The organism is Aeromonas sp. 95A, from assembly GCF_051919235.1.
Classification (GTDB): domain Bacteria; phylum Pseudomonadota; class Gammaproteobacteria; order Enterobacterales; family Aeromonadaceae; genus Aeromonas; species Aeromonas veronii.
On record NZ_JBQBFC010000001.1, the window covers coordinates 2880001 to 2901849 of the forward strand.

The 21849-nt window shown below is 58.4% G+C and carries 24 protein-coding genes (1 of these 24 only partly in view); 6 read left to right on the forward strand and 18 right to left on the reverse strand.

Annotation, left to right across the window (positions count from 1 at the left end):
- The 6 genes in view from ACTG2U_RS13020 to ACTG2U_RS13045 are tightly spaced (at most 2 nt apart) and all read right to left on the reverse strand, a layout consistent with a single transcriptional unit that may run on beyond the window.
- Positions 1–751: the 5' portion of a hypothetical protein gene (locus ACTG2U_RS13020; protein ID WP_429012940.1), read on the reverse strand. Its footprint begins 428 nt before the window's first position; only the first 751 of its 1179 coding nucleotides appear in the window; it begins with the start codon at positions 749–751; its stop codon lies beyond the left edge, outside the window.
- A 2-nt stretch (positions 752–753) separates the two neighbouring features.
- Positions 754–1416: an energy transducer TonB gene (locus ACTG2U_RS13025; protein WP_160882005.1), complete on the reverse strand. Its 663-nt coding sequence runs from the start codon at positions 1414–1416 to the stop codon at positions 754–756.
- Entirely contained in the window at positions 1413–1814 is a 402-nt protein-coding gene (locus ACTG2U_RS13030) for an ExbD/TolR family protein (RefSeq protein WP_005339369.1), read from the reverse strand. Before ACTG2U_RS13030 ends, ACTG2U_RS13025 begins: the two co-directional genes overlap by 4 nt.
- Positions 1811–2341: a MotA/TolQ/ExbB proton channel family protein gene (locus tag ACTG2U_RS13035; RefSeq protein WP_005339367.1), complete on the reverse strand. Its 531-nt coding sequence runs from the start codon at positions 2339–2341 to the stop codon at positions 1811–1813. Before ACTG2U_RS13035 ends, ACTG2U_RS13030 begins: the two co-directional genes overlap by 4 nt.
- Positions 2338–3642: a MotA/TolQ/ExbB proton channel family protein gene (locus ACTG2U_RS13040; protein WP_429012938.1), complete on the reverse strand. Its 1305-nt coding sequence runs from the start codon at positions 3640–3642 to the stop codon at positions 2338–2340. Before ACTG2U_RS13040 ends, ACTG2U_RS13035 begins: the two co-directional genes overlap by 4 nt.
- Positions 3639–4400, reverse strand: coding sequence for a DUF3450 domain-containing protein (locus ACTG2U_RS13045; RefSeq protein ID WP_439974571.1), 762 nt, complete (start codon positions 4398–4400; stop codon positions 3639–3641). Before ACTG2U_RS13045 ends, ACTG2U_RS13040 begins: the two co-directional genes overlap by 4 nt.
- Before the next feature lie 210 nt (positions 4401–4610).
- Here ACTG2U_RS13045 and ACTG2U_RS13050 point away from each other — a divergent pair, with 210 nt between their 5' ends.
- The gene (locus ACTG2U_RS13050; protein WP_005357256.1) at positions 4611–5387 is read left to right on the forward strand and encodes a helix-turn-helix transcriptional regulator; all 777 of its coding nucleotides are present in this window, start codon (positions 4611–4613) and stop codon (positions 5385–5387) included.
- Positions 5388–5445: 58 nt separating this feature from the next.
- On the opposite strand, the gene glmS is transcribed toward ACTG2U_RS13050, so the two are convergent.
- Together glmS and ACTG2U_RS13060 are read right to left on the reverse strand one after the other, a co-directional pair.
- Positions 5446–7278: a glutamine--fructose-6-phosphate transaminase (isomerizing) gene (gene glmS / locus ACTG2U_RS13055; RefSeq protein ID WP_439974572.1), complete on the reverse strand. Its 1833-nt coding sequence runs from the start codon at positions 7276–7278 to the stop codon at positions 5446–5448.
- Between the two features lie 55 nt (positions 7279–7333).
- The gene (locus tag ACTG2U_RS13060; RefSeq protein WP_005339356.1) at positions 7334–8107 is read right to left on the reverse strand and encodes a DeoR/GlpR family DNA-binding transcription regulator; all 774 of its coding nucleotides are present in this window, start codon (positions 8105–8107) and stop codon (positions 7334–7336) included.
- Between the two features lie 122 nt (positions 8108–8229).
- Between ACTG2U_RS13060 and blrA the strand changes: the two genes are divergently transcribed.
- From blrA to creD, 5 genes are all read left to right on the forward strand, one after another.
- Positions 8230–8904 carry a beta-lactam response regulator transcription factor BlrA gene (blrA, locus tag ACTG2U_RS13065; RefSeq protein ID WP_439974573.1) on the forward strand — a complete coding sequence of 225 codons (675 nt, stop codon included), beginning with the start codon at positions 8230–8232 and terminating at the stop codon, positions 8902–8904.
- Entirely contained in the window at positions 8901–10322 is a 1422-nt protein-coding gene (blrB, locus tag ACTG2U_RS13070; RefSeq protein WP_439974575.1) for a beta-lactam sensor histidine kinase BlrB, read from the forward strand. Before blrA ends, blrB begins: the two co-directional genes overlap by 4 nt.
- Positions 10323–10402: 80 nt before the next feature.
- Positions 10403–11197: an OXA-12 family class D beta-lactamase gene (blaOXA, locus tag ACTG2U_RS13075; RefSeq protein WP_439974576.1), complete on the forward strand. Its 795-nt coding sequence runs from the start codon at positions 10403–10405 to the stop codon at positions 11195–11197.
- A 111-nt stretch (positions 11198–11308) separates the two neighbouring features.
- Positions 11309–11788 carry a DUF1566 domain-containing protein gene (locus ACTG2U_RS13080; protein WP_439974577.1) on the forward strand — a complete coding sequence of 160 codons (480 nt, stop codon included), beginning with the start codon at positions 11309–11311 and terminating at the stop codon, positions 11786–11788.
- Between the two features lie 116 nt (positions 11789–11904).
- The gene (gene creD / locus ACTG2U_RS13085) at positions 11905–13236 is read left to right on the forward strand and encodes a cell envelope integrity protein CreD (RefSeq protein ID WP_439974578.1); all 1332 of its coding nucleotides are present in this window, start codon (positions 11905–11907) and stop codon (positions 13234–13236) included.
- A gap of 70 nt (positions 13237–13306) precedes the next feature.
- Here creD and glmU read toward each other — a convergent pair whose 3' ends face one another.
- From glmU to ACTG2U_RS13135, 10 genes are all read right to left on the reverse strand, one after another.
- On the reverse strand, positions 13307–14668 hold the full coding sequence (glmU, locus tag ACTG2U_RS13090; protein WP_439974579.1) for a bifunctional UDP-N-acetylglucosamine diphosphorylase/glucosamine-1-phosphate N-acetyltransferase GlmU: 1362 nt from the start codon (positions 14666–14668) through the stop codon (positions 13307–13309).
- Positions 14669–14761: 93 nt separating this feature from the next.
- Positions 14762–15190 carry a F0F1 ATP synthase subunit epsilon gene (locus ACTG2U_RS13095; protein ID WP_005339345.1) on the reverse strand — a complete coding sequence of 143 codons (429 nt, stop codon included), beginning with the start codon at positions 15188–15190 and terminating at the stop codon, positions 14762–14764.
- 18 nt (positions 15191–15208) lie between these two features.
- Positions 15209–16597 carry a F0F1 ATP synthase subunit beta gene (atpD, locus tag ACTG2U_RS13100; protein WP_005342353.1) on the reverse strand — a complete coding sequence of 463 codons (1389 nt, stop codon included), beginning with the start codon at positions 16595–16597 and terminating at the stop codon, positions 15209–15211.
- Positions 16598–16630: 33 nt separating this feature from the next.
- Positions 16631–17497, reverse strand: coding sequence for a F0F1 ATP synthase subunit gamma (atpG, locus tag ACTG2U_RS13105; RefSeq protein WP_005339343.1), 867 nt, complete (start codon positions 17495–17497; stop codon positions 16631–16633).
- A 43-nt stretch (positions 17498–17540) separates the two neighbouring features.
- Positions 17541–19082 carry a F0F1 ATP synthase subunit alpha gene (atpA, locus tag ACTG2U_RS13110; RefSeq protein ID WP_005339342.1) on the reverse strand — a complete coding sequence of 514 codons (1542 nt, stop codon included), beginning with the start codon at positions 19080–19082 and terminating at the stop codon, positions 17541–17543.
- A gap of 15 nt (positions 19083–19097) precedes the next feature.
- On the reverse strand, positions 19098–19631 hold the full coding sequence (gene atpH, locus ACTG2U_RS13115; RefSeq protein WP_005339341.1) for a F0F1 ATP synthase subunit delta: 534 nt from the start codon (positions 19629–19631) through the stop codon (positions 19098–19100).
- Positions 19632–19644: 13 nt separating this feature from the next.
- Entirely contained in the window at positions 19645–20115 is a 471-nt protein-coding gene (gene atpF / locus ACTG2U_RS13120; protein ID WP_005339336.1) for a F0F1 ATP synthase subunit B, read from the reverse strand.
- Positions 20116–20169: 54 nt separating this feature from the next.
- Positions 20170–20412 (reverse strand): F0F1 ATP synthase subunit C, encoded by a 243-nt coding sequence (gene atpE, locus ACTG2U_RS13125; RefSeq protein ID WP_005307205.1) that lies wholly within the window; start codon positions 20410–20412, stop codon positions 20170–20172.
- A gap of 58 nt (positions 20413–20470) precedes the next feature.
- Complete coding sequence (atpB, locus tag ACTG2U_RS13130; RefSeq protein WP_005339335.1) at positions 20471–21253, reverse strand: F0F1 ATP synthase subunit A; 783 nt, start codon at positions 21251–21253, stop codon at positions 20471–20473.
- An 8-nt stretch (positions 21254–21261) separates the two neighbouring features.
- On the reverse strand, positions 21262–21672 hold the full coding sequence (locus ACTG2U_RS13135) for an ATP synthase subunit I (protein ID WP_257687330.1): 411 nt from the start codon (positions 21670–21672) through the stop codon (positions 21262–21264).
- Positions 21673–21849 lie beyond the last annotated feature (177 nt).

Below are 21849 nucleotides of genomic sequence, written 5' to 3' on the forward strand. Positions count from 1 at the left end.
GATAAGGCAGCCCTTGCCAGGCATAGAGACGGATCAGCTGATTGCGGGCAGACGCATCATCCATCAGTTTTCTGTCGATAGCTGTTTGCAACAGAGCCAACGCCTGATCGCCACGTTTGGCGGAGAGGTTGAGCGATACCGCCTGTTGCCACCATTTGCTCTCTTTGGGTTCGTGGCTGATCAACTCAGCCGCCTGATCGGCCGCCACGCCATAACGTTGCTGAGCGGTGAGGGCGGAGAGACGAATAATGGCGGCCTGCTTCTGCCAACCCTTTTTCAACAACTGTTCGCTCTGACTGGCGGCGTCACCGTACTGCTTGTTGTGGTAATAGAGGCCAGCCAGACGCAGGCGCAGCGCATCGTCTTGCTTGAGCGCCAGCGCCGCCTTGTAGCTGGCGATGGCACCAGACCAGTTGGATTGCTGGGCCTGAATATCGCCGCGCAGTCGCAGCAACTGGAGCTGTTGTTGCTCGGGCCACTCTTTATAGGCAAGGGCCTGTTCGACATAACGGCTCGCCTCGGCGGTCTGTTGCAGATTGGCCGCCAGCGAGGCTTGCAGCTGCGCCAGCCAGGCACGCTCGGCATCGCTATTTGGCTTGAGGCCGGACGCCTTGCTCTGGGCTTGTTGCCACTGACCGGACTGATAGAGCTTCATCACGGGTTCAAGCTGACGGGAGAAGTGAGGGCTGACCTCCATCGCCAGACAGGCTTGGCCGACCAGGGCCAGCAGACAGATCCAGATCCGCAACATAGTTATGACTCCAGTTTGAATTTGAGCGTGATGACTTGCACCAGCTTGTCGGTAGCGCCCGGTCTCGGTTGATAGCGCCACTTGTTGATCGCCTGAATGGCCGCCCGCTCGAACTGACGCTTGGGCTTGGCCTCGACCACTTCCACATCCTGCACGCCACCTTCGGCATTCACGCTAAAGCGCAGGGTGACGAATCCTTCGATCCCTGACTGCTGGGCACGATAGGGGTAGACCGGCTCGATCCGTTGCAGCGGCATCAGCATGTCACCTGCGCCGATACCCACTCCCTGCTGCTGGCCGTGGTAGTTGCCACTCAATACCGGTGCGGTACTGGTCGCCACTCCGGGGGCATAGACCTGCACCGCGCTGAGGCTGGAAACCAGATCCAGACTCGGCTCAACGGCAGCCAAGGGGGCCGCGGCAGGCATCGGCAGCGGTGTCGAGGCCAATGCTGCGGGAGGCTCTGGCAGAGGTTCAGGCTCCTGCGGCACCGGACGCTCGCGCACCTGCACCTCGGTCACCTCGTTCTGCATATTGATGACGATGGGCTTCTGTTCGCTCGCCACCTTCTCGCCCCGGGGCGGTTCAACCAGCGTGGCCATGAACAGCAGGATGCCCAGACTGAGGGCGATCCCCAGCCCCAGGCTCATCAGCTTGTATTTCATTTCGGCGCCACCGCCACGGCGATATTGGCGATACCCGCCGCCTTGGCCTCATCCATCACCCGCACCACCTTGCCATGGGGCACTCGCTCGTCGGCCTGGATCACCAGGCTGGCATCGGGCTGCTCCGCCAGCAGACGGGCGATGGTGGCCTGTACCCGCTCCACATCGATCTGCTTGCGGTCGAGGAAAATCTGACCCTGAGCCCCGATCGCCAGCATGATGCTGGAAGATTTCTGCGCCTTGGCCTGACTGGCCTGGGGTCTGTGTACCTCGAGCCCGGCTTCACGCACGAAGGAGGTGGTGACAATAAAGAAGATCAGCATGATGAACACGATATCCAGCATGGGGGTCATGTCGATCTGCACTTCGTCACGCTGGCGTTTGGATTGCCGTCTCATTGCATTACCTTCTCTTCTCGCAGGCCGTCCCGGGTCTTGGCCAGCGCACGCTTGGCCTGACTCTCGAGCCGACTGAGTAACAACACGCCGGAGAGCGCCACCACCATGCCCGCCATGGTGGGGATGGTGGCGCGGGAGATCCCGCCCGCCATGCTCTCCGGGTTAAAGCGGTTGGCCGCAGCCAACGCATCGAATACGCCGATCATGCCGGTCACAGTGCCCAGCAGCCCCAGCATGGGGCAGAGCACCACCAGGGTGCGGATGAAGATCAGATGACGGTTCAGTTCCAGCTCCGCCTGTGCCAGCCAGCGGCTGCGGATCGCTCGGGCGTGCCAGCTGTGGCGCTCGCTGCGGGCCTGCCAGCGGCCGAGCAGCTGTTGCTGCAAGGGGCCGAAACCTAGATTGAGGTAGAGCAGCCGCTCGATCATCAAAATCCACATCAGCACCAGCAGGGCCAGAATGACCCAGAGCACAGGGCCGCCACGGCCCATGAAACTCTGCAGCTGTTGCCAGATGTCGAGCATCATGCTGCTCGCTCCATCCCGCCGTTATTGCTCTCGGCGCGCTCGGCCAGAATGCCGGCTACCTGCTGCTCCAGTACATTGGAAAGCTCGGTGAAGCGGGATTGCAGCAGGCTGTGAGCCAGGATCAGCGGAATGGCCGCAACCAGACCCTGTACCGTGGTAACCAGCGCCATGGAGATGCCGCCCGCCATGATCTTGGGATCGCCGGTGCCAAACTGGGTGATGGCCTGGAAGGTGCCGATCATCCCGGTCACGGTACCGAGCAGACCCAGCATGGGGGCGATGGCCGCGATCACCTTGACCATGCCGATGCCGCGCTCCATGCGAGGGGTCTCCTGCAGGATCGCCTCATCAAGACGCAGCTCGAGGGTCTCCATGCTCAGCTCGGGGTGTTTGTCTGCCACCGTCAGCACCCGGCCGAGGGCGTTGTCGGCGTGATACTCGCCGCTCTTGAGCTGGCGGCGCACCCGACCCAGTTCGCGGGAGAGGCTCCACAGCCGTACTGCCGCAATTCCCAAACCGATAGCGGCCAGCAGCACGATAATGGCGCCGACCTGACCACCTTGCTGTACCTGCTGCCAGAAGGTAGGTGCCTGTGCCAGCATCGCCAGTAGAGTGCCATGAGAAGGATCCAGCGGCAGCGCTTCCCCTTCCTGACCCTGATAAGCCGCAACGGCAAAGAGCACGCTACCGGGCAGACCCAGTACCGGGCTCAAGCCTTCGGCGGTCGGTTGCAGGAAGCCTTCGCTCCCCAGCAGGGCAAAACTGCCAACCCGGGTCAGCGACTGCTCGCTGGCAGCCCCCTGGGCATCGAGCACCTTGCCGTTGAACTGAGCAATCCGGCCAGATTCGCGGATCTCCTGCAGCAGCGTGGCGGGCAGCAGGGCGAGGGCGGCGCGATCCGGCACCTGTTTATCCTGTGCCATGGTTTTCAGCGGGGCGAGACGCTCCGGGTACTGGCCCTCTACGGCGGATTCGCTCAGCAGCTTGACCGCATCGCTGGCGCCCTGACGGGTGACCGCGAATATCTCGTTCATGTCGCCGGAGGCTTGCTCCCACTGTGCGTTAAGCTCGACCAGCTGCTTCTCGTTGCTGGCGAACTTGCCGGCCAGCTCCTTGCTCAGGCGCTGGGCCTCAGCCAGTCTGGCGCGGGCAGTGCCGAGCTCCTTGGCAACGGTCGCCAGATCTTGCTGAGCCTGCTGTTCACGAGCCTGTTCCTGCTGCTGCCACTCATCAGCGACAGCGGCATTGGCACCGCAGGAGAGGGCAATAAGGAGGGGGAACCACTTCATGGTGACTCTCATGATTGGGCCTCCTGACTGCGGCTGACAGAGAGGGGGACATTGAGCAACTGGGGAACTTTCTTGTCGGCGGCCACATCCATCGCCTCGGCGATAGGGGAGAGCCACTGGCTGTCGAGGGCTTGCCACTGCTTCGCCTCGGCAGACCAGCACCATGCCTGACTGCGATCGGCCGTCATCGCCAGCAGGGAGACCCGACCCAGCGCCAGCACATCGACCCGACGCGGAGCACCATCCAGCTCCAGCTCGGCGGAATAGCTGTCCATCCGGCTGCCGTACTCGGCTTCAATCTGATAGGCCTGCAGCAGCTGACGGAATTTCTCTGCCTCGCTAACGTCTGCGCGGGCCAGGGTCGCTTTCAACTGTTCAACCCGCGCCAGCCGATCTTCCTTGCGCAGCGGGATGTCGTTTTGCACCAGCTGTTCCAGATCTGCCTGCATCTGCAACATCAGCGGGATCAAGCCCTGACGGGTCTCTTGCACCGCTTCCAGCTGCTGGCTCAATTTACCCAGCTCATTTTGCTGATCGGCCACCAGAGATTGCATGTAGCGGTTGTAGGCTTCGAGATCGCGCAGTTGCAGTTGGGCATTTTGCAGCTCCAGTCGTGCGGCAACGGCGGCATCGGCGGCTTTTTCCACCCGCTGCTGGGAGGCTTTCCCGGCAGCTATGCTGTTCTTGAGGGCGGGAGCAACCAGCTCATCCCCGATGGCAGCAAAGTGGACTGACAGTGGCAGCAGGGCCACACCCCATAATTTGTTCATTGAAATACATCTTACTAATGATAACTATTATCATTATCTCAAATGCAGGGCGGACTGGCAACGAGAGGATTTTCTTGGCCTTTATGCACAAAAACAGGATAATTTTTAAGCACGCACGGAATAAGTGGCGCCAATAGCCACCGCACAAATATAAATAACGATAAAAAATCTTTTCGATCAGTGTGATAGAGATCGAAAAAGGAGAAAGTAATGCTCAACGATGCGATCTGGGAACATATCGACAAGTTCACCAAGGCAACAAAAACCAGCGATATCCAGCAACTGCTGGAGCGCTTCAGTCATCAAATGGGCTTTGATTACTTTCGGCTGCTGATTATTTTCCCCATCAGCATGCAAAAATCCCACGTGGCACTGTTCAACAACTGTCCGACCACCTGGTTTGACGCCTACAGCGAAAACCAGTATCTGACCCAGGATCCGGTGGTCTATCTGGGGTTGAAACAGACCCAGCCGATCTTCTGGAACAAGCTCGACTGCGACTCTCCCTGGCTGCCCAGCGCCAGCCGCGACGTGATGAACCTGGCCGCCGATTTCGGGGTACGCAATGGCGTCTCCTTTCCGCTGCACACCCCGCAGGGGGAGCACGGCATCCTCTCATTCATCACCAAGGAGAAATCCAACTCCGACCTGATGTTTGAAAATGTCCCGCTGCTGTCGTTCTGCGCCAGCTACATCTTCAACTCCGCGCTGCAACTGATAAAAAGCAGACCGGATATGATGAAATACCTGACCGAACTGTCGGATCGGGAGAAGGAGTGCCTGTTCTGGGCCAGCGAGGGCAAGACCTCCTGGGAGATCGCCACCATCCTCGGCATCAGTGAGCGGACGGTCAACTTTCACCTGACCCAGGTGACCAACAAGACCGACTCAAAGAACCGCAGTCAGGCCATCGCCAAAGGGATCACCAGCGGCATCATAGTGCCCTCCCTCGACGAGGTCACCATCACCAACCTGCGGCTGTCGTAACCCTCAGCCGAAACAAAAAGAGCCGCAATTGCGGCTCTTTTTCATTTGAGAGAGTGACTTACTCAACGGTCACCGATTTTGCCAAGTTGCGCGGCTGGTCCACGTCAGTGCCCTTGATCAGGGCAACGTGGTAGGAGAGCAGCTGCAGCGGCACGGTATAGACGATGGGGGCGATCACCTCTTCCACGTGGTTGAGGTTCATGACCCGCATGGTCTCGTCGCTCTTGAAGCCGGTATCGGCATCGGCGAACACGTAGAGGATACCGCCACGGGCGCGCACCTCTTCCACGTTGGACTTGAGCTTCTCCAGCAGATCGTTGTTCGGCGCCACCACAATGATGGGCATCTCGGCATCGATCAGCGCCAGCGGGCCGTGCTTCAGCTCGCCAGCGGCATAGGCTTCGGCGTGGATGTAGGAGATCTCTTTGAGCTTGAGCGCCCCCTCCATGGCGATGGGGTACTGGCTGCCGCGGCCGAGGAACAGGCTGTGCTGCTTGTCGGCAAACTCTTCGGCCAGGGTTTCGATATCCTTGGCCAGCGCCAGACTCTCTTTAATACGCAGCGGCAGGGCTTGCAGCGCCTTGACCAGTTCAGCCTCGGCGGCGGCGCTCAGGTGGCCACGGCAGTGACCGACCGAGGCCACCAGCATCAGCAGGCCAGCCAGCTGGGTGGTGAACGCCTTGGTGGAGGCCACTCCAATTTCTGCCCCCGCGCGGGTCATAAAGGCCAGATCCGATTCACGCACCAGCGAGGAGCCCGGCACGTTGCAGATAGCCAGCGAGCTCATGTAGCCGGATTCCTTGGCCAGACGCAGCGCCGCCAGGGTATCGGCAGTCTCGCCGCTCTGGGAGAGGGTCACCAGCAGGCTGTTGGGGCGCACTACCGATTTGCGATAGCGGAACTCGGAGGCGATCTCCACATCGCAGGAGACGCCAGCGATCTCTTCGAACCAGTAGCGAGCCACCATGCCGGAGTGATAGGAGGTGCCGCAGGCGACGATCTGGACGTGCTCGACCTTGTCAAAGATGGCGCGAGCGCCGTTGCCGAACGATTCGACCACCACGTGATCGCTGCCCAGACGCCCTTCCAGGGTGTTGGTGATCGCTTTGGGTTGCTCGTGGATCTCTTTGAGCATGTAGTGACGGTATTCACCCTTGTCACCGGCATCGTGGGAGAGTTCGGACTCCTGCTCTTCACGCACCACGGCGTTACCGTTGGTATCGAAGATATGCACATCGCGACGGGTCACTTCGGCCACATCACCCTCTTCCAGGAAGATGAAACGACGGGTCACCGGCAGCAGCGCCATCTGGTCGGAGGCGATAAAGTTCTCGCCGATACCGCGGCCGATCACCAGCGGTGAACCGGAACGGGCAACCACCACGCGGCTGTCGTCGCGGCTATCCATCACCACGGTACCGTAGGCACCGCGCAGCTGCTTCACCGCAGTCTGCATGGCGGCCAGCAGGCTGCCGGTGCTCTTCAGCTCGTGATGGACCAGATGGGCAATCACCTCGGTATCAGTGTCGGAGCTGAACACATAGCCCAGCGCCTTCAACTCTTCCCGCAGCTCTTCGTGGTTCTCGATGATGCCGTTGTGTACCACCACGATATGCTCGGAGACGTGGGGGTGGGCATTGCGCTCGGAGGGCTCGCCGTGAGTGGCCCAGCGGGTATGGGCGATGCCGGTACCACCATGGACGGACTGCTCGTCGAGCGCCTTGGCCAGCTCGGCCACCTTGCCCAGACGGCGAACCCGCTGCAACGGCTGGTTGGCGCTGAACACGGCCACACCGGCGGAGTCATAACCGCGGTACTCCAGACGGCGCAGGCCCTCTACCAGAATTTCAGCCACATCACGTTGGGCGACAGCCCCGACGATGCCACACATACACTTCTCCTTGAGATGCAAATCGTAAAGTCAGTTGGATGGTTCAGAGCTCGTGTCAGCAAGTGACCGGGGCGCAGATAAGCGTCACCCCCTGGGCTTGAATCTGTTCTCTGGCCTCGCTGGCCAGCCCCTCGTCGGTCACCAGGGTATGGATGCTCGACCAGGGAAGTTCGAGATTGGGGATCTTGCGGCCGATCTTTTCCGATTCGACCATCACAATGACCTCCCGCGACACCTCGGCCATGACCCGCGACAGGCCCACCAGCTCGTTGAAGGTGGTGGTGCCACGCTCCGGGTCGATGCCGTCGGCACCGATAAATAGCTGGTCGAAGTCGTAGGATCGCAACACCTGTTCTGCCACCTGCCCCTGGAAGGATTCGGAGTGAGGGTCCCAAGTGCCACCGGTCATTAACAGGGTAGGCTCATTTTCCAGCTCGCGCAGGGCACCGGCCACATTGAGGGAGTTGGTCATCACGATGAGGCCGCGCTTGTTGCCCAGCATGGGGATCATGGCGCTGGTGGTGCTGCCGCTGTCGATGATGACACGATTGTGATCACGCAGCCGCTCGGCCGCCGCACGGGCAATGGCTAACTTTCGGTTCGAAACTTGTTCAGGATTGGCCTCGACCACCATCTCGCTCGGCAAGGGAACGGCACCACCATAACGACGCAGCAGCAGACCGCCGGTCTCCAGTACCGCCAGATCTTTACGGATAGTCACTTCGGAGGTAGAAAAGTGTTTGGCGAGGGCGTCGACGCTCACTTCACCCTGCTCTTGTACCAGGGTCACTATGGTGTGTCGGCGTTGTTGAGTATTACGTTTGGTCATTTTTAAGTTTCGATTCGAAAGAACATCGAAATATTAGCCCCTTTTTCGGAAAAATAAAACAGCAAATAGGATCCGATTTAGTTCGATGCCAGAATGGGGTGCCAATTTGCGACGAGGATGCCATGCAAAAGAGAGTCATCTGGCTGGTGGAGGATGAGGCCAGCATCGCCGACACCCTGATTTACGCCCTGCAGACCGACGGGTTTGAGGTGGAGTGGTTCATGCTGGGCCAGCAGTTGCTGACACGACTGGAACAGACGCGACCCGACTTCCTGATCCTCGATGTGGGGCTGCCCGACATCAGCGGCTTCGAACTCTGCAAGCAGGTGAGGGCGCTGACCGATATCCCCCTGATGTTCCTCACCGCCCGCAGCGAGGAGATAGACCGGCTGATCGGACTGGAGATCGGTGCCGACGACTATGTGGCCAAACCCTTCTCGCCAAGGGAAGTGTGTGCCCGGGTGCGAGTCATCCTGCGCCGCAGCCAACCCGTCGCCCCCCAACCCAGCGCCCTGCTGGTACTGGATGAAGAGCGGGCCCGCATTCACTTTCGCGGCCAACCGCTGGCCCTCACCCGCTACGAATATCTACTATTCAAGACCCTGATGCAGGCGCCGGGGCGGGTCTACTCCCGCCAGCAGCTGATGGATCTGGTGTGGCAAGATGCGGAGGAGAGTCTGGATCGCACCGTCGATACCCACATCAAGACCATCCGCGCCAAGCTGCGCGAACATGATCCAGAAGCCAACCTGATCCTCACCCACCGCGGGCTGGGCTACAGCCTGGAGCTGGCATGAGACTCGGGTTGCAACTGCTGTGCGGCCTGCTGCTGATCTTCGCGCTGGCCGCCTGGTTTGTACTGGAGATCTTCGTCGAGGAGATAAAACCCGGGGTGCGCAGCGCCACCGAGGATACTCTGGTAGACATGACCCAGCTGCTGGCGCCGCTCGCCCTCGATGATCTGAAAGAGGGCAATATGATGAACGGGCGGTTGGCCAGCGCCTTCGCCCGCCTCAACCAGAATCCCATCAATGCGATGATCGATGGCCACCTCAAGCAGCAGGCGGAGTACCGCATCTATGTCACTGACCAGAAGGGGATGGTGATTTACGACTCCGACGGCACGGATCTGGGCAAGGATTATTCCCGCTGGAACGATGTCTACCGCACCCTGCGCGGCCAGTATGGCGCCCGCAGCACCCGCACCGATCCCGACGATGCCGCCAGCTCGACCATGTATGTGGCAGCGCCGCTGCGGGAAGGGGCCGAGATCATCGGCTCCCTCACCGTCGCCAAACCCAATCGCACCCTGATGCCCGCCATTGAGCGGGGGGAACAGGAGCTGCTGCGGGCCGGCGGCCAGATGCTACTCATCTCGCTGCTGATCGGCAGCCTGCTGGTGTGGTGGCTCAACCGCGCCATCGGCAAGCTGGTGCACTACGCCGACTCGGTCAGCAAGGGGGAGGCGGCACCGCTGCCACGGCTGCACACCGTCGAGCTGGATCGGCTCGGCCGCTCACTGGAGACCATGCGCCACCAGCTCGATGGCAAAAGCTACATCGAAGCCTATGTGCACAGCCTGACCCACGAGCTGAAGAGCCCGCTGGCCGCCATTCGCGGGGCAGGGGAGATTTTGGCCGAAACGCCGCCCCCCGAAGTTGCCAAACGGTTTATCGGCAACATCAATCTGGAAACCGCGCGCATGCAGCAGCTGATCGAGCGAATGCTGCAACTGGCGCGGCTGGAGTCGGGGCAGGGGCTGGATCGCCAGTCGGTGGAGCCAGCGAAACTGGGCAAGCGCACCCTCGACGCCCGCCAGATAATCGCCCAGCGCCGTCAGGTCGAGTTGGTGGCCAAGCTGGCCAGCGCGCCGAAACAGAAGTGGGATCCGCTGCTGGTGGAGCAGGCCATCGGCAACCTGCTGGATAACGCCATCGACTTCTCTCCCACCAACGGGCTGGTCACCCTGAGCGGCAGCCAGCAGGAGGAGGGCTACTGTTTTCGAGTCACCGACAGCGGCCCCGGCATTCCCGACTACGCCCTGCCGCGCATCTTCGAGCGCTTCTACTCGCTGCCACGACCGGACAAGGGCAAGAGCAGCGGTCTGGGGCTCAGCTTCGCCCATGAGGTAGCCCACCAGCATGGCGGCCGTCTGACCCTGAGCAACCGGCCAGAGGGAGGCGCGCTGGCGGAACTCTGGCTGCCATTCACCTAGTCCCCCCGCAACTTCACATTCCCCACACAAAGCGGCATTAGACTGCCGCTTTCTCTCATCCATTTGCTCAAGGAAATGCTATGTCCCGCCTGCTTCTCTCCAGCCTGCTGGCTGCCGGTCTGCTCGCAGCCCAGCCTGCCTCCGCCGCCAGCGGCTGCTTTCTCTATGCTGACGGCAACGGCCAGACCCTCTCCAGCGAAGGGGACTGCTCCAGCCAGCTGCCGCCCGCGTCCACTTTCAAGATCCCGCTGGCGCTGATGGGTTACGACAGCGGCTATCTGGTGGATGAAGAGCATCCAGCACTGCCTTACAAACCGAGCTATGACGGCTGGCTGCCCGCCTGGCGTGAAACCACCACCCCGCGCCGCTGGGAAACCTACTCGGTCGTCTGGTTCTCCCAGCAGATCACCGAATGGCTGGGGATGGAGCGCTTCCAGCAATATGTCGACCGCTTCGACTACGGCAACCGGGATCTCTCCGGCAATCCGGGCAAACATGACGGCCTGACCCAGGCCTGGCTCAGCTCCAGCCTCGCCATCAGTCCGGAGGAGCAGGCCCGCTTCCTCGGCAAGATGCTGAGCGGCAAGCTGCCGGTCTCGGCGCAGACCCTGCAGTACACCGCCAATATCCTCAAGGTGAGCGAGATCGACGGCTGGCAGATCCACGGCAAGACCGGCATGGGCTACCCGAAGAAGCTGGATGGCAGCCTAAACCGCGATCAGCAGATCGGCTGGTTCGTCGGCTGGGCCAGCAAACCGGGCAAGCAGCTGATCTTCGTCCATACCGTGGTGCAAAAGCCTGGCAAGCAGTTCGCCTCCCTCAAGGCGAAAGAAGAGGTGCTGGCCGCCCTGCCCGCGCAACTCAAGAAACTCTGATCCCCACATAACCTGACGACAGGGCTGGAGGCCAAAGCTTCGCAGCCCACTCCGATCATCAGGGTCAGCCCGCCGACACCGGGCTGACCGCCATCCGCACAAGAGACAAAAATGAAATTATTCCTGTGGCTGCTCTGGCTTCCAGCCAGCATGGCGCTGGCCGCCTGCGACCTCTCCGATCGCCTGAGTCGGCAAGGGGGAGTCATCCATGATCGGCTCAACCAGCTCGAATGGCAGGCGTGCAGTCTGGGCAGCGAGTGGCAGGAGGGGAAAGGATGCGTGGGCACACCGGCCCTGCTGACGCTGCTTGAAGCCAAGGATGAAGCGGCCCGCCTTGGCGAGGGGTGGCGTCTCCCCACCATAGAGGAGCTCTTCACCCTGCTCGACGAAAATTGCCGGGCGCCGATGACAGACCCCAGCTTCTTTCCGGACATCCATGACAACGGGGAAAATGCCGCTCCCTACTGGACATCCAGCACCATCGAGGAGATGCCGGAACTGGTCTACTACATCGACTTTATACACGGAGTGATCGATGGCCATACCGATCGCTTCGCGCAAGCCGCCCGGCTGGTGCGCTCCCGCCCCTGAACAATCAGACGGCGCCTGATGGCGCCGTTTTGCTCAGTTCACAGCCACTTCACACAAGCCCATCACCACTTCACGCCAGACTGACAGACTCACTCCACAGAACAAGGAGACGTGTCATGGTCAAACAGATATTCACCCACAAGATCTTTCTGCTGCTGTTGCTCAGCCTGCTGTTGATGGTGCCGGTGCAATCCATCATGGAGCTGAACCGGGAGCGTCAGGCTTACCGCGCACAAGCCATCAAACAGATAATGGCCAGTACGAGCGGACCGCAGCGCCTAATAGGCCCCGTAATTGTCCTCCCGTATACAAGAGAGCTGATTATGACCAATGGTAAGGAAACTCGGAGAGAGGTAGAGACACGCTACCGCTACCTCTTGCCAGAACAGTTAACGGCCACAGCGAATATGGAGGTAACACCACGCAAACTGGGGATCTACCAAGCCCAGCTGTATCAGGCTAACGTCACTCTAACCGGCCAATTACCAGCGGTCCCTGATTGGCAGCCACCACGTGACAGCATACCCGGCCAACCCTATCTCAGCCTAATCGTCTCCGACGCTCGAGGCATCATTCAGATACCAACCATCACCTTCGCCAACGAGCTACTGACTGTCACCCCCGGTGCACGGCTTGGCAACCGATCCGGCGTGCATGTCCCGCTAACCACCAAACAACAGCAAGGAGGGTGGTTCGATATAAAGATTTCCCTACAGGGTATGGAAAAATTCACCCTGATTCCGGTCGGTCGTGACAGCAAACTAACCTTGTCCGGTAACTGGCCCCACCCCAACTTCCTGGGCGATTTCCTGCCCACCACCCGTACAGTAAAAGATCAAGGTTTCAATGCTGACTGGCAGACAAGTTGGTTTGCCACAGATATGGAGAATCAGTTCCCTGACATGATCCAAAGCGCCTCCAAACATCTCCCCAGCTTCAGCGTCAGTCTGGTGCAGCCGGTGGATCACTATCAGCTCAACGAACGGGCGGCCAAATATGCCCTGCTCTTCATCGGCCTCACCTTTATCAGCTTCTTTATGTTCGAGCTGCTCAAGGGGCTGAGGGTTCACCCGATCCAGTACGCGCTGGTAGGCATGGGGCTGGCTATCTTCTATCTGGTGCTGCTGGCCCTGACCGAACACCTCGGTTTTGGCTGGGCCTATCTGGTGGCCGCACTGGCCAGCGTACTGCTCAACGGCTTCTACCTCAGTCATGTGCTGGGTGGCCCGAAACAGGGGATCGGCTTCGCAGCGCTGCTCGGGCTGGTCTATGCCATCCTCTACAGCCTGCTGCAAGCCGAAGAGATTGCTCTGCTGCTCGGGGCCCTGCTCTTGTTCGCCACCCTGGCGCTGATCATGCTGCTGACCCGCAAGCTCGACTGGTATCAGGTGATGGACTACAGCGCCCCCCGCCACCACATGGGCGGCCCCCCAGTCATCGACCAGTGACACCAGCCATCAGTCATAGGCCAAAAAAACCGGCGCCATCAGGCGCCGGTTCTATTTTATTGATCGGGCATCACTTCTTCTTGACCGGGCGAGCCCAGTTCTTGATGTGGCGCTGGGGCACCCGGGTGATCACCAGCTCGTTCTCGGCCACATCCTTGGTGATGGTAGAACCCGCCCCCAGAGTCGCCCCCTTACCGATGCGCACCGGCGCCACCAGCTGGGTATCGGAACCGACGAACACATCATCCTCGATGATGGTCTGGAATTTGTTGACCCCGTCGTAGTTGCAGGTGATGGTACCAGCACCGATATTTACCCCGGCTCCGATCTCGGCATCACCCAGATAGGTCAAATGACCGCACTTGGAACCAACCCCCAAACGAGCCTTCTTCATCTCGACGAAGTTGCCGACGTGGGCATCCTGCTCCAGCACGGCACCCGGGCGCAGACGGGCAAACGGGCCGACCGAGCACTGATCCGCCACCTGAGCCCCTTCAACGATGGAGTAGGGCTTCACTTCGGTGTGATCGCCAATGACACAATCCTTCAGCACGGCACCGGCACCAATACGGACGTGGTTGCCGAGGGTTACCTTGCCTTCGATAATCACGTTGACGTCGATCACCACCTCTTCACCGATCTCGAGGGTTCCGCGCAGATCGAAGCGGGCAGGGTCAATCAGGGTGGCACCGGCGATCATCAGCTTCTCGGCCTGCATCTGCTGGTAGCTGCGTTCAAGGGCAGCCAGCTGGACCCGGTTGTTGGCCCCTTCCACCTCGGCGGCACGCTCCGGATGGACCGCCGCGATCGGACAGCCATCGCCGTGCGCCATGGCGATCACGTCGGTCAGGTAGAATTCGCCCTGGGCATTCTTGTTGTCCAGACGGGATAGCCAGCTGCGCAGCTGACCGCCGTTGGCCACCAGCACGCCGGTGTTCACCTCGCGGATCGCCAGCTGTTCGGCATTGGCATCCTTCTGCTCGACGATGCCGACTACCTGACCATTTTCACGGACGATACGGCCATAGCCGGTCGGGTTGTCGAGCACTACGGTCAGCAGTGCCATCCCGTTTTCAGCCTTGGCAGCCAGCAGTCGCTGCAGGGTCTCTGGCTGGATCAGCGGGGTATCGCCGTAGAGCACCAGCACATCGTCTTCATCCTTCCAAAACGGGATGGCCTGGGCGACGGCGTGACCTGTCCCCAGCTGCTGAGCTTGCAGCACCCAGTTCACATCAGCCGCCACGATCCGCTCTTTCAGCAGCTCGGCACCGTGGCCATAAACCAGATGCAGCTGCTCGGCACCGACCTGACGGGCAGTATCGATCACATGGGAAACCATGGGTTTGTTGGCTACCGGGTGCAGTACCTTGGGCAGAACGGAACGCATACGGGTACCTTTACCCGCAGCCAGGATCACGACGTTGAGGGACATAAATTGGCCTTTGGAACATGAGAAATACTCGGCGGAGTCTATCCAACGGGTAAAAAAAAAGCGACCCGAAGGTCGCTTTTTACATCACCGTTATTAGCGGTAATTCTTTTTGACGATATCGATAACTCGCAGTTGAGCCATCGCCTTGGCCAGCTCGGTAGCGGCCTGGGCGTAGTCGATATCACCATGGGAGCTGTGGATCCGCTCTTCGGCTGCGCGCTTGGCTTCTTGGGCTTTCGCCTCATCCAAGTCGTCAGCACGAATCGCGGTGTCCGCCAGCACGGTCACGGATTCAGGTTGTACTTCCAGCATACCGCCGGAGATGTACAGCACCTCTTCAGTTCCGTTCTGCTTCACCAAGCGGACCAGACCCGGCTTGATGGCAGTCAGCAACGGAGCATGACCGTGGCGGAGACCCAACTCACCTTCGGAGCCTGATACCTGAGCGGATTGCACGCGACCGGAAAACAGTTTTCCTTCGGCGCTCACCACGTCCAGGTGAAAGGAGATCATCTCTGCCATGGGCCCTCCTGTCGAGGCTTACAGTTTCTTGGATTTCTCGACGACTTCGTCGATACCGCCAACCATGTAGAACGCCTGCTCGGGCAGATCGTCATACTCGCCTTTCAGGATGCCCTGGAAACCACGAATGGTCTCTTTCAGCGGCACGTATTTACCCGGAGAACCGGTAAACACTTCTGCTACGAAGAACGGCTGGGACAGGAAACGCTCGATCTTACGGGCACGGGCTACGGTCAGTTTGTCTTCTTCTGACAGTTCATCCATACCCAGGATGGCGATGATGTCCTTCAGCTCTTTGTAGCGCTGCAGTACGGTCTGAACGCCACGAGCAGTCTCGTAGTGCTCTTTGCCAACAACCAGCGGATCCAGCTGACGAGAGGTAGAGTCCAGCGGGTCAACGGCCGGGTAGATACCCAGTGCCGCGATTTGACGGGACAGTACGACGGTCGCATCCAGGTGGGCGAAGGTGGTCGCCGGAGACGGGTCAGTCAAGTCATCCGCAGGCACGTAAACGGCCTGTACGGAGGTGATGGAACCGGTCTTGGTGGAGGTGATACGTTCTTGCAGAACACCCATCTCCTCGGCCAGAGTCGGCTGGTAACCTACTGCGGAAGGCATACGGCCCAGCAGTGCGGATACTTCAGTACCGGCCAGGGTGTAACGATAGATGTTGTCCACGAAGAACAGCACGTCACGACCTTCGTCACGGAACTTCTCGGCCATGGTCAGGCCGGTCAGCGCAACGCGCAGACGGTTTCCGGGCGGCTCGTTCATCTGACCGTAAACCAGAGATACTTTGTCCAGTACGTTGGACTCCATCATCTCGTGGTAGAAGTCGTTACCCTCACGGGTACGCTCACCTACACCGGCGAATACAGAGTAACCACTGTGCTCGATCGCGATGTTACGGATCAGCTCCATCATGTTTACGGTTTTGCCTACACCGGCACCACCGAACAGACCAACTTTACCACCCTTGGCGAACGGGCATACCAGGTCGATAACCTTGATGCCGGTTTCCAGCAGATCGTTGCTGTTGGACTGATCTTCGTAGCTGGGGGCAGCGCGGTGGATAGACCAGCACTCTTCTTCACCGATCGGACCTTTTTCGTCGATTGGCTCGCCCAGTACGTTCATGATCCGACCCAGAGTCGCAGTACCGACCGGAACCTGGATGGATTTACCGCTATTCACTACTTCCAACCCACGACGCAGACCGTCGGAGGAGCCCATGGTGATGCAACGAACGACGCCGCCACCGATCTGTTGCTGAACTTCCAGCACCAGACCCTGGCCTTGACCTTCGCTAACGACCTTCAGTGCATCGTACACCTGGGGCACGGCATCCTGCGGGAACTCGATGTCCACCACAGCGCCGATGATTTGGACGATGAAACCGTTACTCATGTCAAATCCTCTAAACCTTTGATAACCCTTGCCTTACACCGCAGCAGCACCGGATACGATCTCTGTCAGCTCCTGGGTAATACTGGCCTGACGGGCCTTGTTGTATACCAGTTGCAGATCGTTAATCAGGTTACCGGCGTTGTCAGTCGCGGCTTGCATGGCAACCATTCGGGCTGCCTGTTCACTTGCCAAGTTTTCCACTACACCCTGGTAAACCTGAGATTCGACGTAGCGAACCAGCAGGGTATCCAGCAGCTTCTTGGGATCCGGCTCATAGAGGTAATCCCAGTGGTGTTTCTTGGCGAGCTTGCTGTCTTCAGTTACGGGCAAAGGCAGCAGTTGATCGACCCGTGGTTGCTGCACCATGGTGTTGACGAACTTGTTGTACACCAGATACAGCTTGTCAATCTCACCGTTGTCGTAAGCCTTCAGCATGACCTTGACTGAACCAATCAGGTCATTGACGCTCGGACTATCGCCCAGTCCTGCGACATGAGCTTTAACCTTGGCGCCGTGCCGTTCAAAGAAGTTGGAGGCCTTGTTACCGATCAGTGCCAGGTCAACCTTGGCACCTTTCGCGCTCCATTGCTTCATATCATTGAGGGCAGCCTTGAACAGGTTGATGTTCAGACCACCACACAGGCCACGGTCGGTGGAGACGACGATGTAACCCACTCGCTTGACCTCACGTTCGATGAGGTAGGGGTGCTTGTATTCCAAGTTCCCCTGAGCGATATGGCCGATCACCTTGCGCATGGTTTCAGCGTACGGACGGCTGGCAGACATGCGTTCCTGCGCACGGCGCATTTTGCTTGCTGCCACCATTTCCATAGCGCCGGTGATCTTCTGAGTGTTTTTCACACTCCCGATCTTGTTACGTATCTCTTTTGCGCCGGCCATCTCTTACTCTCCATCAAGTGGCAGCTCACGCTGCCACACACGCTTACCAGGTCTGGGTTGCTTTGAAGCTATCCAGCAACGCAGTCAGCTTGCCAACGATCGCGTCGTTGTAGTCGGCTTTGGCATTGATTTCAGCCATCAGCTCGGCATGCTGGGTATTGGCGTAAGAGAGCAGAGCGGCTTCGAAGTCGACGATCTTGTTCAGCTCGACATCGGAGAGATAGCCTTTCTCGGCGGCGAACAACACCAGAGACTGGTGAGCCACGCTCAGCGGAGAGTACTGCTTCTGCTTCATCAGCTCGGTCACTTTCACACCGTGATCCAGCTGCTTGCGAGTCGCCTCGTCCAGATCGGAAGAGAACTGGGCGAATGCCGCCAGTTCGCGATACTGGGCCAGCGCGGTACGGATACCACCGGACAGCTTCTTGACGATCTTGGTCTGAGCAGCACCACCTACACGGGATACGGAGATACCCGGGTCAACCGCCGGACGAATACCGGAGTTGAACAGCTGTGAAGTCAGGAAGATCTGACCATCGGTGATGGAGATCACGTTGGTCGGAACGAACGCAGATACGTCACCCGCCTGGGTTTCGATGATTGGCAGTGCGGTCAAAGAACCGGTTTTGCCTTTCACTTCACCCTTGGTGAACTTCTCTACGTACTCGGCGTTAACGCGAGCTGCACGCTCCAGCAAACGGGAGTGCAGATAGAAAACGTCACCCGGGTAAGCTTCACGTCCTGGCGGACGGCGCAGCAGCAGGGAGATCTGGCGATAAGCTACGGCCTGCTTGGACAGGTCATCATAGATGATCAGCGCGTCTTCACCGCGGTCACGGAAGTACTCACCCATGGAGCAACCGGCATACGGAGCTAGGTACTGCAGGGCAGCCGCTTCGGAGGCAGAGGCAACAACCACAATGGTGTTGGCCAGGGCGCCGTGCTCTTCCAGCTTGCGCACCACGTTGGCGATGGTGGAGGCCTTCTGGCCAATCGCAACGTAAACACACTTAATGCCGGAATCTTTCTGGTTGATGATGGTGTCGATCGCGATGGCGGTCTTACCAACCTGACGGTCACCGATGATCAGCTCACGCTGGCCACGACCGATTGGGATCATGGCATCGATGGCTTTCAGACCGGTCTGGACCGGCTGGTCAACAGACTTACGCTCGATAACGCCCGGTGCGATCACTTCGATCGGCGAGAAGCCGTCGTTGTCGATCGGACCTTTACCGTCGATCGGCTGACCCAGGGTGTTCAACACCCGGCCCAACAGACCACGACCTACCGGCACTTCCAGAATACGGCCAGTACCTTTTACTTTCATTCCTTCTGACAGACCGTCATAGGAACCCATAATCACCGCACCGACGGAGTCACGCTCCAGGTTCAATGCCAGAGCGTAGCGGTTGCCCGGCAGCTCGATCATCTCACCCTGCATGGCATCAGCCAGGCCGTGAATACGAATGATACCGTCGCTCACAGAGACGATAGTACCTTCGTTACGCGCTTCGCTCTTTACATCAAACTGCGCAATGCGCTGCTTGATCAGCTCGGCGATTTCAGTGGAATTCAGTTGCATGCTCTAATACCCCAATCAAGATTGCAGCGCGTCAGCCATGCGATCCAGCTTACCGCGGACTGTGCCGTCGATTACCAGATCACCGGCCTTGATGAGCACCCCGGCCATCAAGGACGCATCGATGCTGCAATTCAGCTTCACTTTGCGCGCGAGACGTTGTTCCAGAGAAGCCTGAATATTGGCTTTCTGCTGGTCGGTCAGTTCGATCGCCGAAATCACGTCAGCCTGAACCTCTTTATCCAGTTCAGCTTTGAATGCTACAAATTCAGCAACGACCGCCGGCAGCACACCCAAGCGACCATTCTCGGCCATCACCCGGATCAGGTTCTGGCCATGCACGTCGAGTTGCTCACCGCAGACACCGACAAACAGCGTTGCCAGCTCTTCGGCGGCCACAGAGCCGTTTACCAGGTTGTGCATGGTCTCGTTTTCCACTACTTGCGCAGCGAAACCGAGCATACCCAGCCACTGGTCAACCGCCTTGTGCTCAACGGCAAACTCGAAAGCAGCCTTGGCGTAGGGGCGAGCGATTGTAGTCAGTTCAGACATAGCCCCGTTCCCGTTACAGTTCTGCTACCAGTTTGTCGACGATGTCGCTGTTGGCAGCCTGGTCGATTTGACGCGCCAGGATCTTCTCTGCACCAGCAATGGCAAGAGCAGCAACCTGCTTACGCAGTTCTTCTTTGGCACGATGACGTTCAGCTTCGATCTCGGCACGGCCCTGAGCCAGGATTTTTTCCCGCTCAGACTGGGCACCAGCGGCAGCTTCATCAATGATCTGGGCTTTACGTTTGTTAGCCTGTTCAATGATTTCAGCAGCCTGCAGCTTGGCTTCTTTCAGCTGATCGGTGGCGTTGGCCTTGGCCAAATCCAGATCTTTCTTGGCACGCTCGGCAGAAGATAGACCGTCAGCAATAGCTTTCTGACGGGCTTCGATGGCAGCAATCAGCGGCGGCCATACGTACTTCATGCAAAACACTACGAAGAAGAAAAAAGCAATTGCTTGGCCGAGGAGGGTGGCATTGATATTCACAGCCGATGTCCTCTTAAGTTAGTTAATGGGTTATGCCTAGAGAGTCGTAACGACTTAGCCAGCAACCGCAAACATCACGTACAGACCCAGACCAACGGCGATCATCGGGATCGCATCCACCAGACCCATTACGATGAAGAACTGGGTACGCAGAACAGGGATCAGATCCGGTTGACGAGCAGCACCTTCCAGGAACTTGCCACCCAAGATACCGATACCGATGGAAGCGCCGATAGCAGCCAGACCCATCATCATTGCAGCAGCGATGTACAGCAGGTCCATGTTCAAGTTTTCCATGAGGATCTCCAGTTATTTAGATGTAATTGATTGTATAAAAAGGATTATTTGAGTTGCATCAACCATGGTCTTCCTGCGCCATCGACAGATAGACGATGGTCAGAACCATGAAAATGAATGCCTGCAAAGTGATGATCAGGATGTGGAAAATTGCCCAAGGCACGGACAGGATCCACTGTGACCACCAGGGTAACAAACCAGCAATCAGGATAAAGATCAGTTCGCCAGCATACATGTTGCCGAACAGTCGAAGACCCAGAGAAACAGGTTTGGAAATCAGCGTAACAGTTTCCAGGATGAGGTTAACCGGGATGGCCGCCGGGTGGTTGAAAGGCTGAAGCGTCAGCTCCTTCACAAACCCGCCGATACCCTTGACCTTGATGCTGTAATACAGGATCAAGAAGAACACGCCCAAAGCCATGGACATGGTGATGTTAACGTCAGCAGAGGGAACCACACGCAGATAGGGAATACCCATCAATTGTGCAGCGTGAGGGATAAAGTCAACGGGGATCAGATCCATGAAGTTCATCAGGAAGATCCACACAAACACCGTCAGCCCCAAAGGTGCGATGACCTTGTTGCGACCGTGAAAGATGTCTTTGACGTTACCATTCACAAACTCGACCAGCATCTCCACAAAGCACTGCAGCTTACCCGGCACCCCGCTGGTAGCGTTAACGGCTACTTTGCGGAACAGCAGGATAAACAGGGCGCCTAGCACGACGGAAAATACCATTGAGTCGATATTGACCGTCCAGAACCCGGACCCGACTTGAAGGTGGGTCAGGTGGTGGGAGATATATCCCTGAGGAGTCAGGACTTCTCCGGTTGCAGACATGAGTTTTCCTAATAGTGGTTGTTAAGCGTGAATGAAACCATCCACTGTACAACGAGGGCGAGGATATAAGTGGCGAAAAACGAGACGGTAACGACCTCGACTTCCGCACCAAACAGCAGGGCGAATAGACCTGTTGTAGAAATGAGCTTAATCCCTGCCCCACCATAAAAGTCCCGCAAAACCAGGCCCACACTCTCGGTTGTCACCTTGCGGCGCAGCACCCAGACAGTAAACAAGGCTTGAGGAACCCAGTACATCCCCCCTCCGTAGAGGGCGGAATAACCGGCGCTGGCACCAGTCAGGTAAAACCAGACGGCACTCATCGCCAGGATCAGGATGAGCTGACAAACGAGCATAACCAAGGCCAGAGTCAAACCTTCCAAGGCTATTTTCTGCTTCACCAACCTACCCCTGAACATTACAGAACTGTAAAAAATCGGGATCCGAAGACCCCATGTTAACAGCTCTTAAAGCCGGTCAAATTATACCCTTGAGGGCAGCTATTGCAATATGACAAAAATCCTTAATTTTTGCGGCTTTCCGCGGCAAATCAGGGTTATGGTCATATCAAAAGGAATGGATGTTTTATTACTACA

What these genes read in the sequence shown, in the direction of transcription:
- ACTG2U_RS13040 (WP_429012938.1), bottom strand. Translation starts at nt 3,642, where the DNA reads ATGAGAGTCACCATGAAGTGGTTCCCCCTCCTTATTGCCCTCTCCTGC.
- ACTG2U_RS13045 (WP_439974571.1), bottom strand. Translation starts at nt 4,400, where the DNA reads ATGAACAAATTATGGGGTGTGGCCCTGCTGCCACTGTCAGTCCACTTT.
- ACTG2U_RS13025 (WP_160882005.1), bottom strand. Translation starts at nt 1,416, where the DNA reads ATGAAATACAAGCTGATGAGCCTGGGGCTGGGGATCGCCCTCAGTCTG.
- glmU (WP_439974579.1), bottom strand. Translation starts at nt 14,668, where the DNA reads ATGTCCCTCAACGTCGTGATCCTGGCTGCGGGTAAAGGTACCCGTATG.
- ACTG2U_RS13095 (WP_005339345.1), bottom strand. Translation starts at nt 15,190, where the DNA reads ATGGCAGAGATGATCTCCTTTCACCTGGACGTGGTGAGCGCCGAAGGA.
- atpD (WP_005342353.1), bottom strand. Translation starts at nt 16,597, where the DNA reads ATGAGTAACGGTTTCATCGTCCAAATCATCGGCGCTGTGGTGGACATC.
- ACTG2U_RS13080 (WP_439974577.1), top strand. Translation starts at nt 11,309, where the DNA reads ATGAAATTATTCCTGTGGCTGCTCTGGCTTCCAGCCAGCATGGCGCTG.
- ACTG2U_RS13060 (WP_005339356.1), bottom strand. Translation starts at nt 8,107, where the DNA reads ATGACCAAACGTAATACTCAACAACGCCGACACACCATAGTGACCCTG.
- atpE (WP_005307205.1), bottom strand. Translation starts at nt 20,412, where the DNA reads ATGGAAAACTTGAACATGGACCTGCTGTACATCGCTGCTGCAATGATG.
- atpH (WP_005339341.1), bottom strand. Translation starts at nt 19,631, where the DNA reads ATGTCTGAACTGACTACAATCGCTCGCCCCTACGCCAAGGCTGCTTTC.
- blrA (WP_439974573.1), top strand. Translation starts at nt 8,230, where the DNA reads ATGCAAAAGAGAGTCATCTGGCTGGTGGAGGATGAGGCCAGCATCGCC.
- blrB (WP_439974575.1), top strand. Translation starts at nt 8,901, where the DNA reads ATGAGACTCGGGTTGCAACTGCTGTGCGGCCTGCTGCTGATCTTCGCG.
- ACTG2U_RS13050 (WP_005357256.1), top strand. Translation starts at nt 4,611, where the DNA reads ATGCTCAACGATGCGATCTGGGAACATATCGACAAGTTCACCAAGGCA.
- blaOXA (WP_439974576.1), top strand. Translation starts at nt 10,403, where the DNA reads ATGTCCCGCCTGCTTCTCTCCAGCCTGCTGGCTGCCGGTCTGCTCGCA.
- atpB (WP_005339335.1), bottom strand. Translation starts at nt 21,253, where the DNA reads ATGTCTGCAACCGGAGAAGTCCTGACTCCTCAGGGATATATCTCCCAC.
- atpA (WP_005339342.1), bottom strand. Translation starts at nt 19,082, where the DNA reads ATGCAACTGAATTCCACTGAAATCGCCGAGCTGATCAAGCAGCGCATT.
- glmS (WP_439974572.1), bottom strand. Translation starts at nt 7,278, where the DNA reads ATGTGTGGCATCGTCGGGGCTGTCGCCCAACGTGATGTGGCTGAAATT.
- ACTG2U_RS13035 (WP_005339367.1), bottom strand. Translation starts at nt 2,341, where the DNA reads ATGATGCTCGACATCTGGCAACAGCTGCAGAGTTTCATGGGCCGTGGC.
- ACTG2U_RS13135 (WP_257687330.1), bottom strand. Translation starts at nt 21,672, where the DNA reads ATGTTCAGGGGTAGGTTGGTGAAGCAGAAAATAGCCTTGGAAGGTTTG.
- atpG (WP_005339343.1), bottom strand. Translation starts at nt 17,497, where the DNA reads ATGGCCGGCGCAAAAGAGATACGTAACAAGATCGGGAGTGTGAAAAAC.
- ACTG2U_RS13030 (WP_005339369.1), bottom strand. Translation starts at nt 1,814, where the DNA reads ATGAGACGGCAATCCAAACGCCAGCGTGACGAAGTGCAGATCGACATG.
- creD (WP_439974578.1), top strand. Translation starts at nt 11,905, where the DNA reads ATGGTCAAACAGATATTCACCCACAAGATCTTTCTGCTGCTGTTGCTC.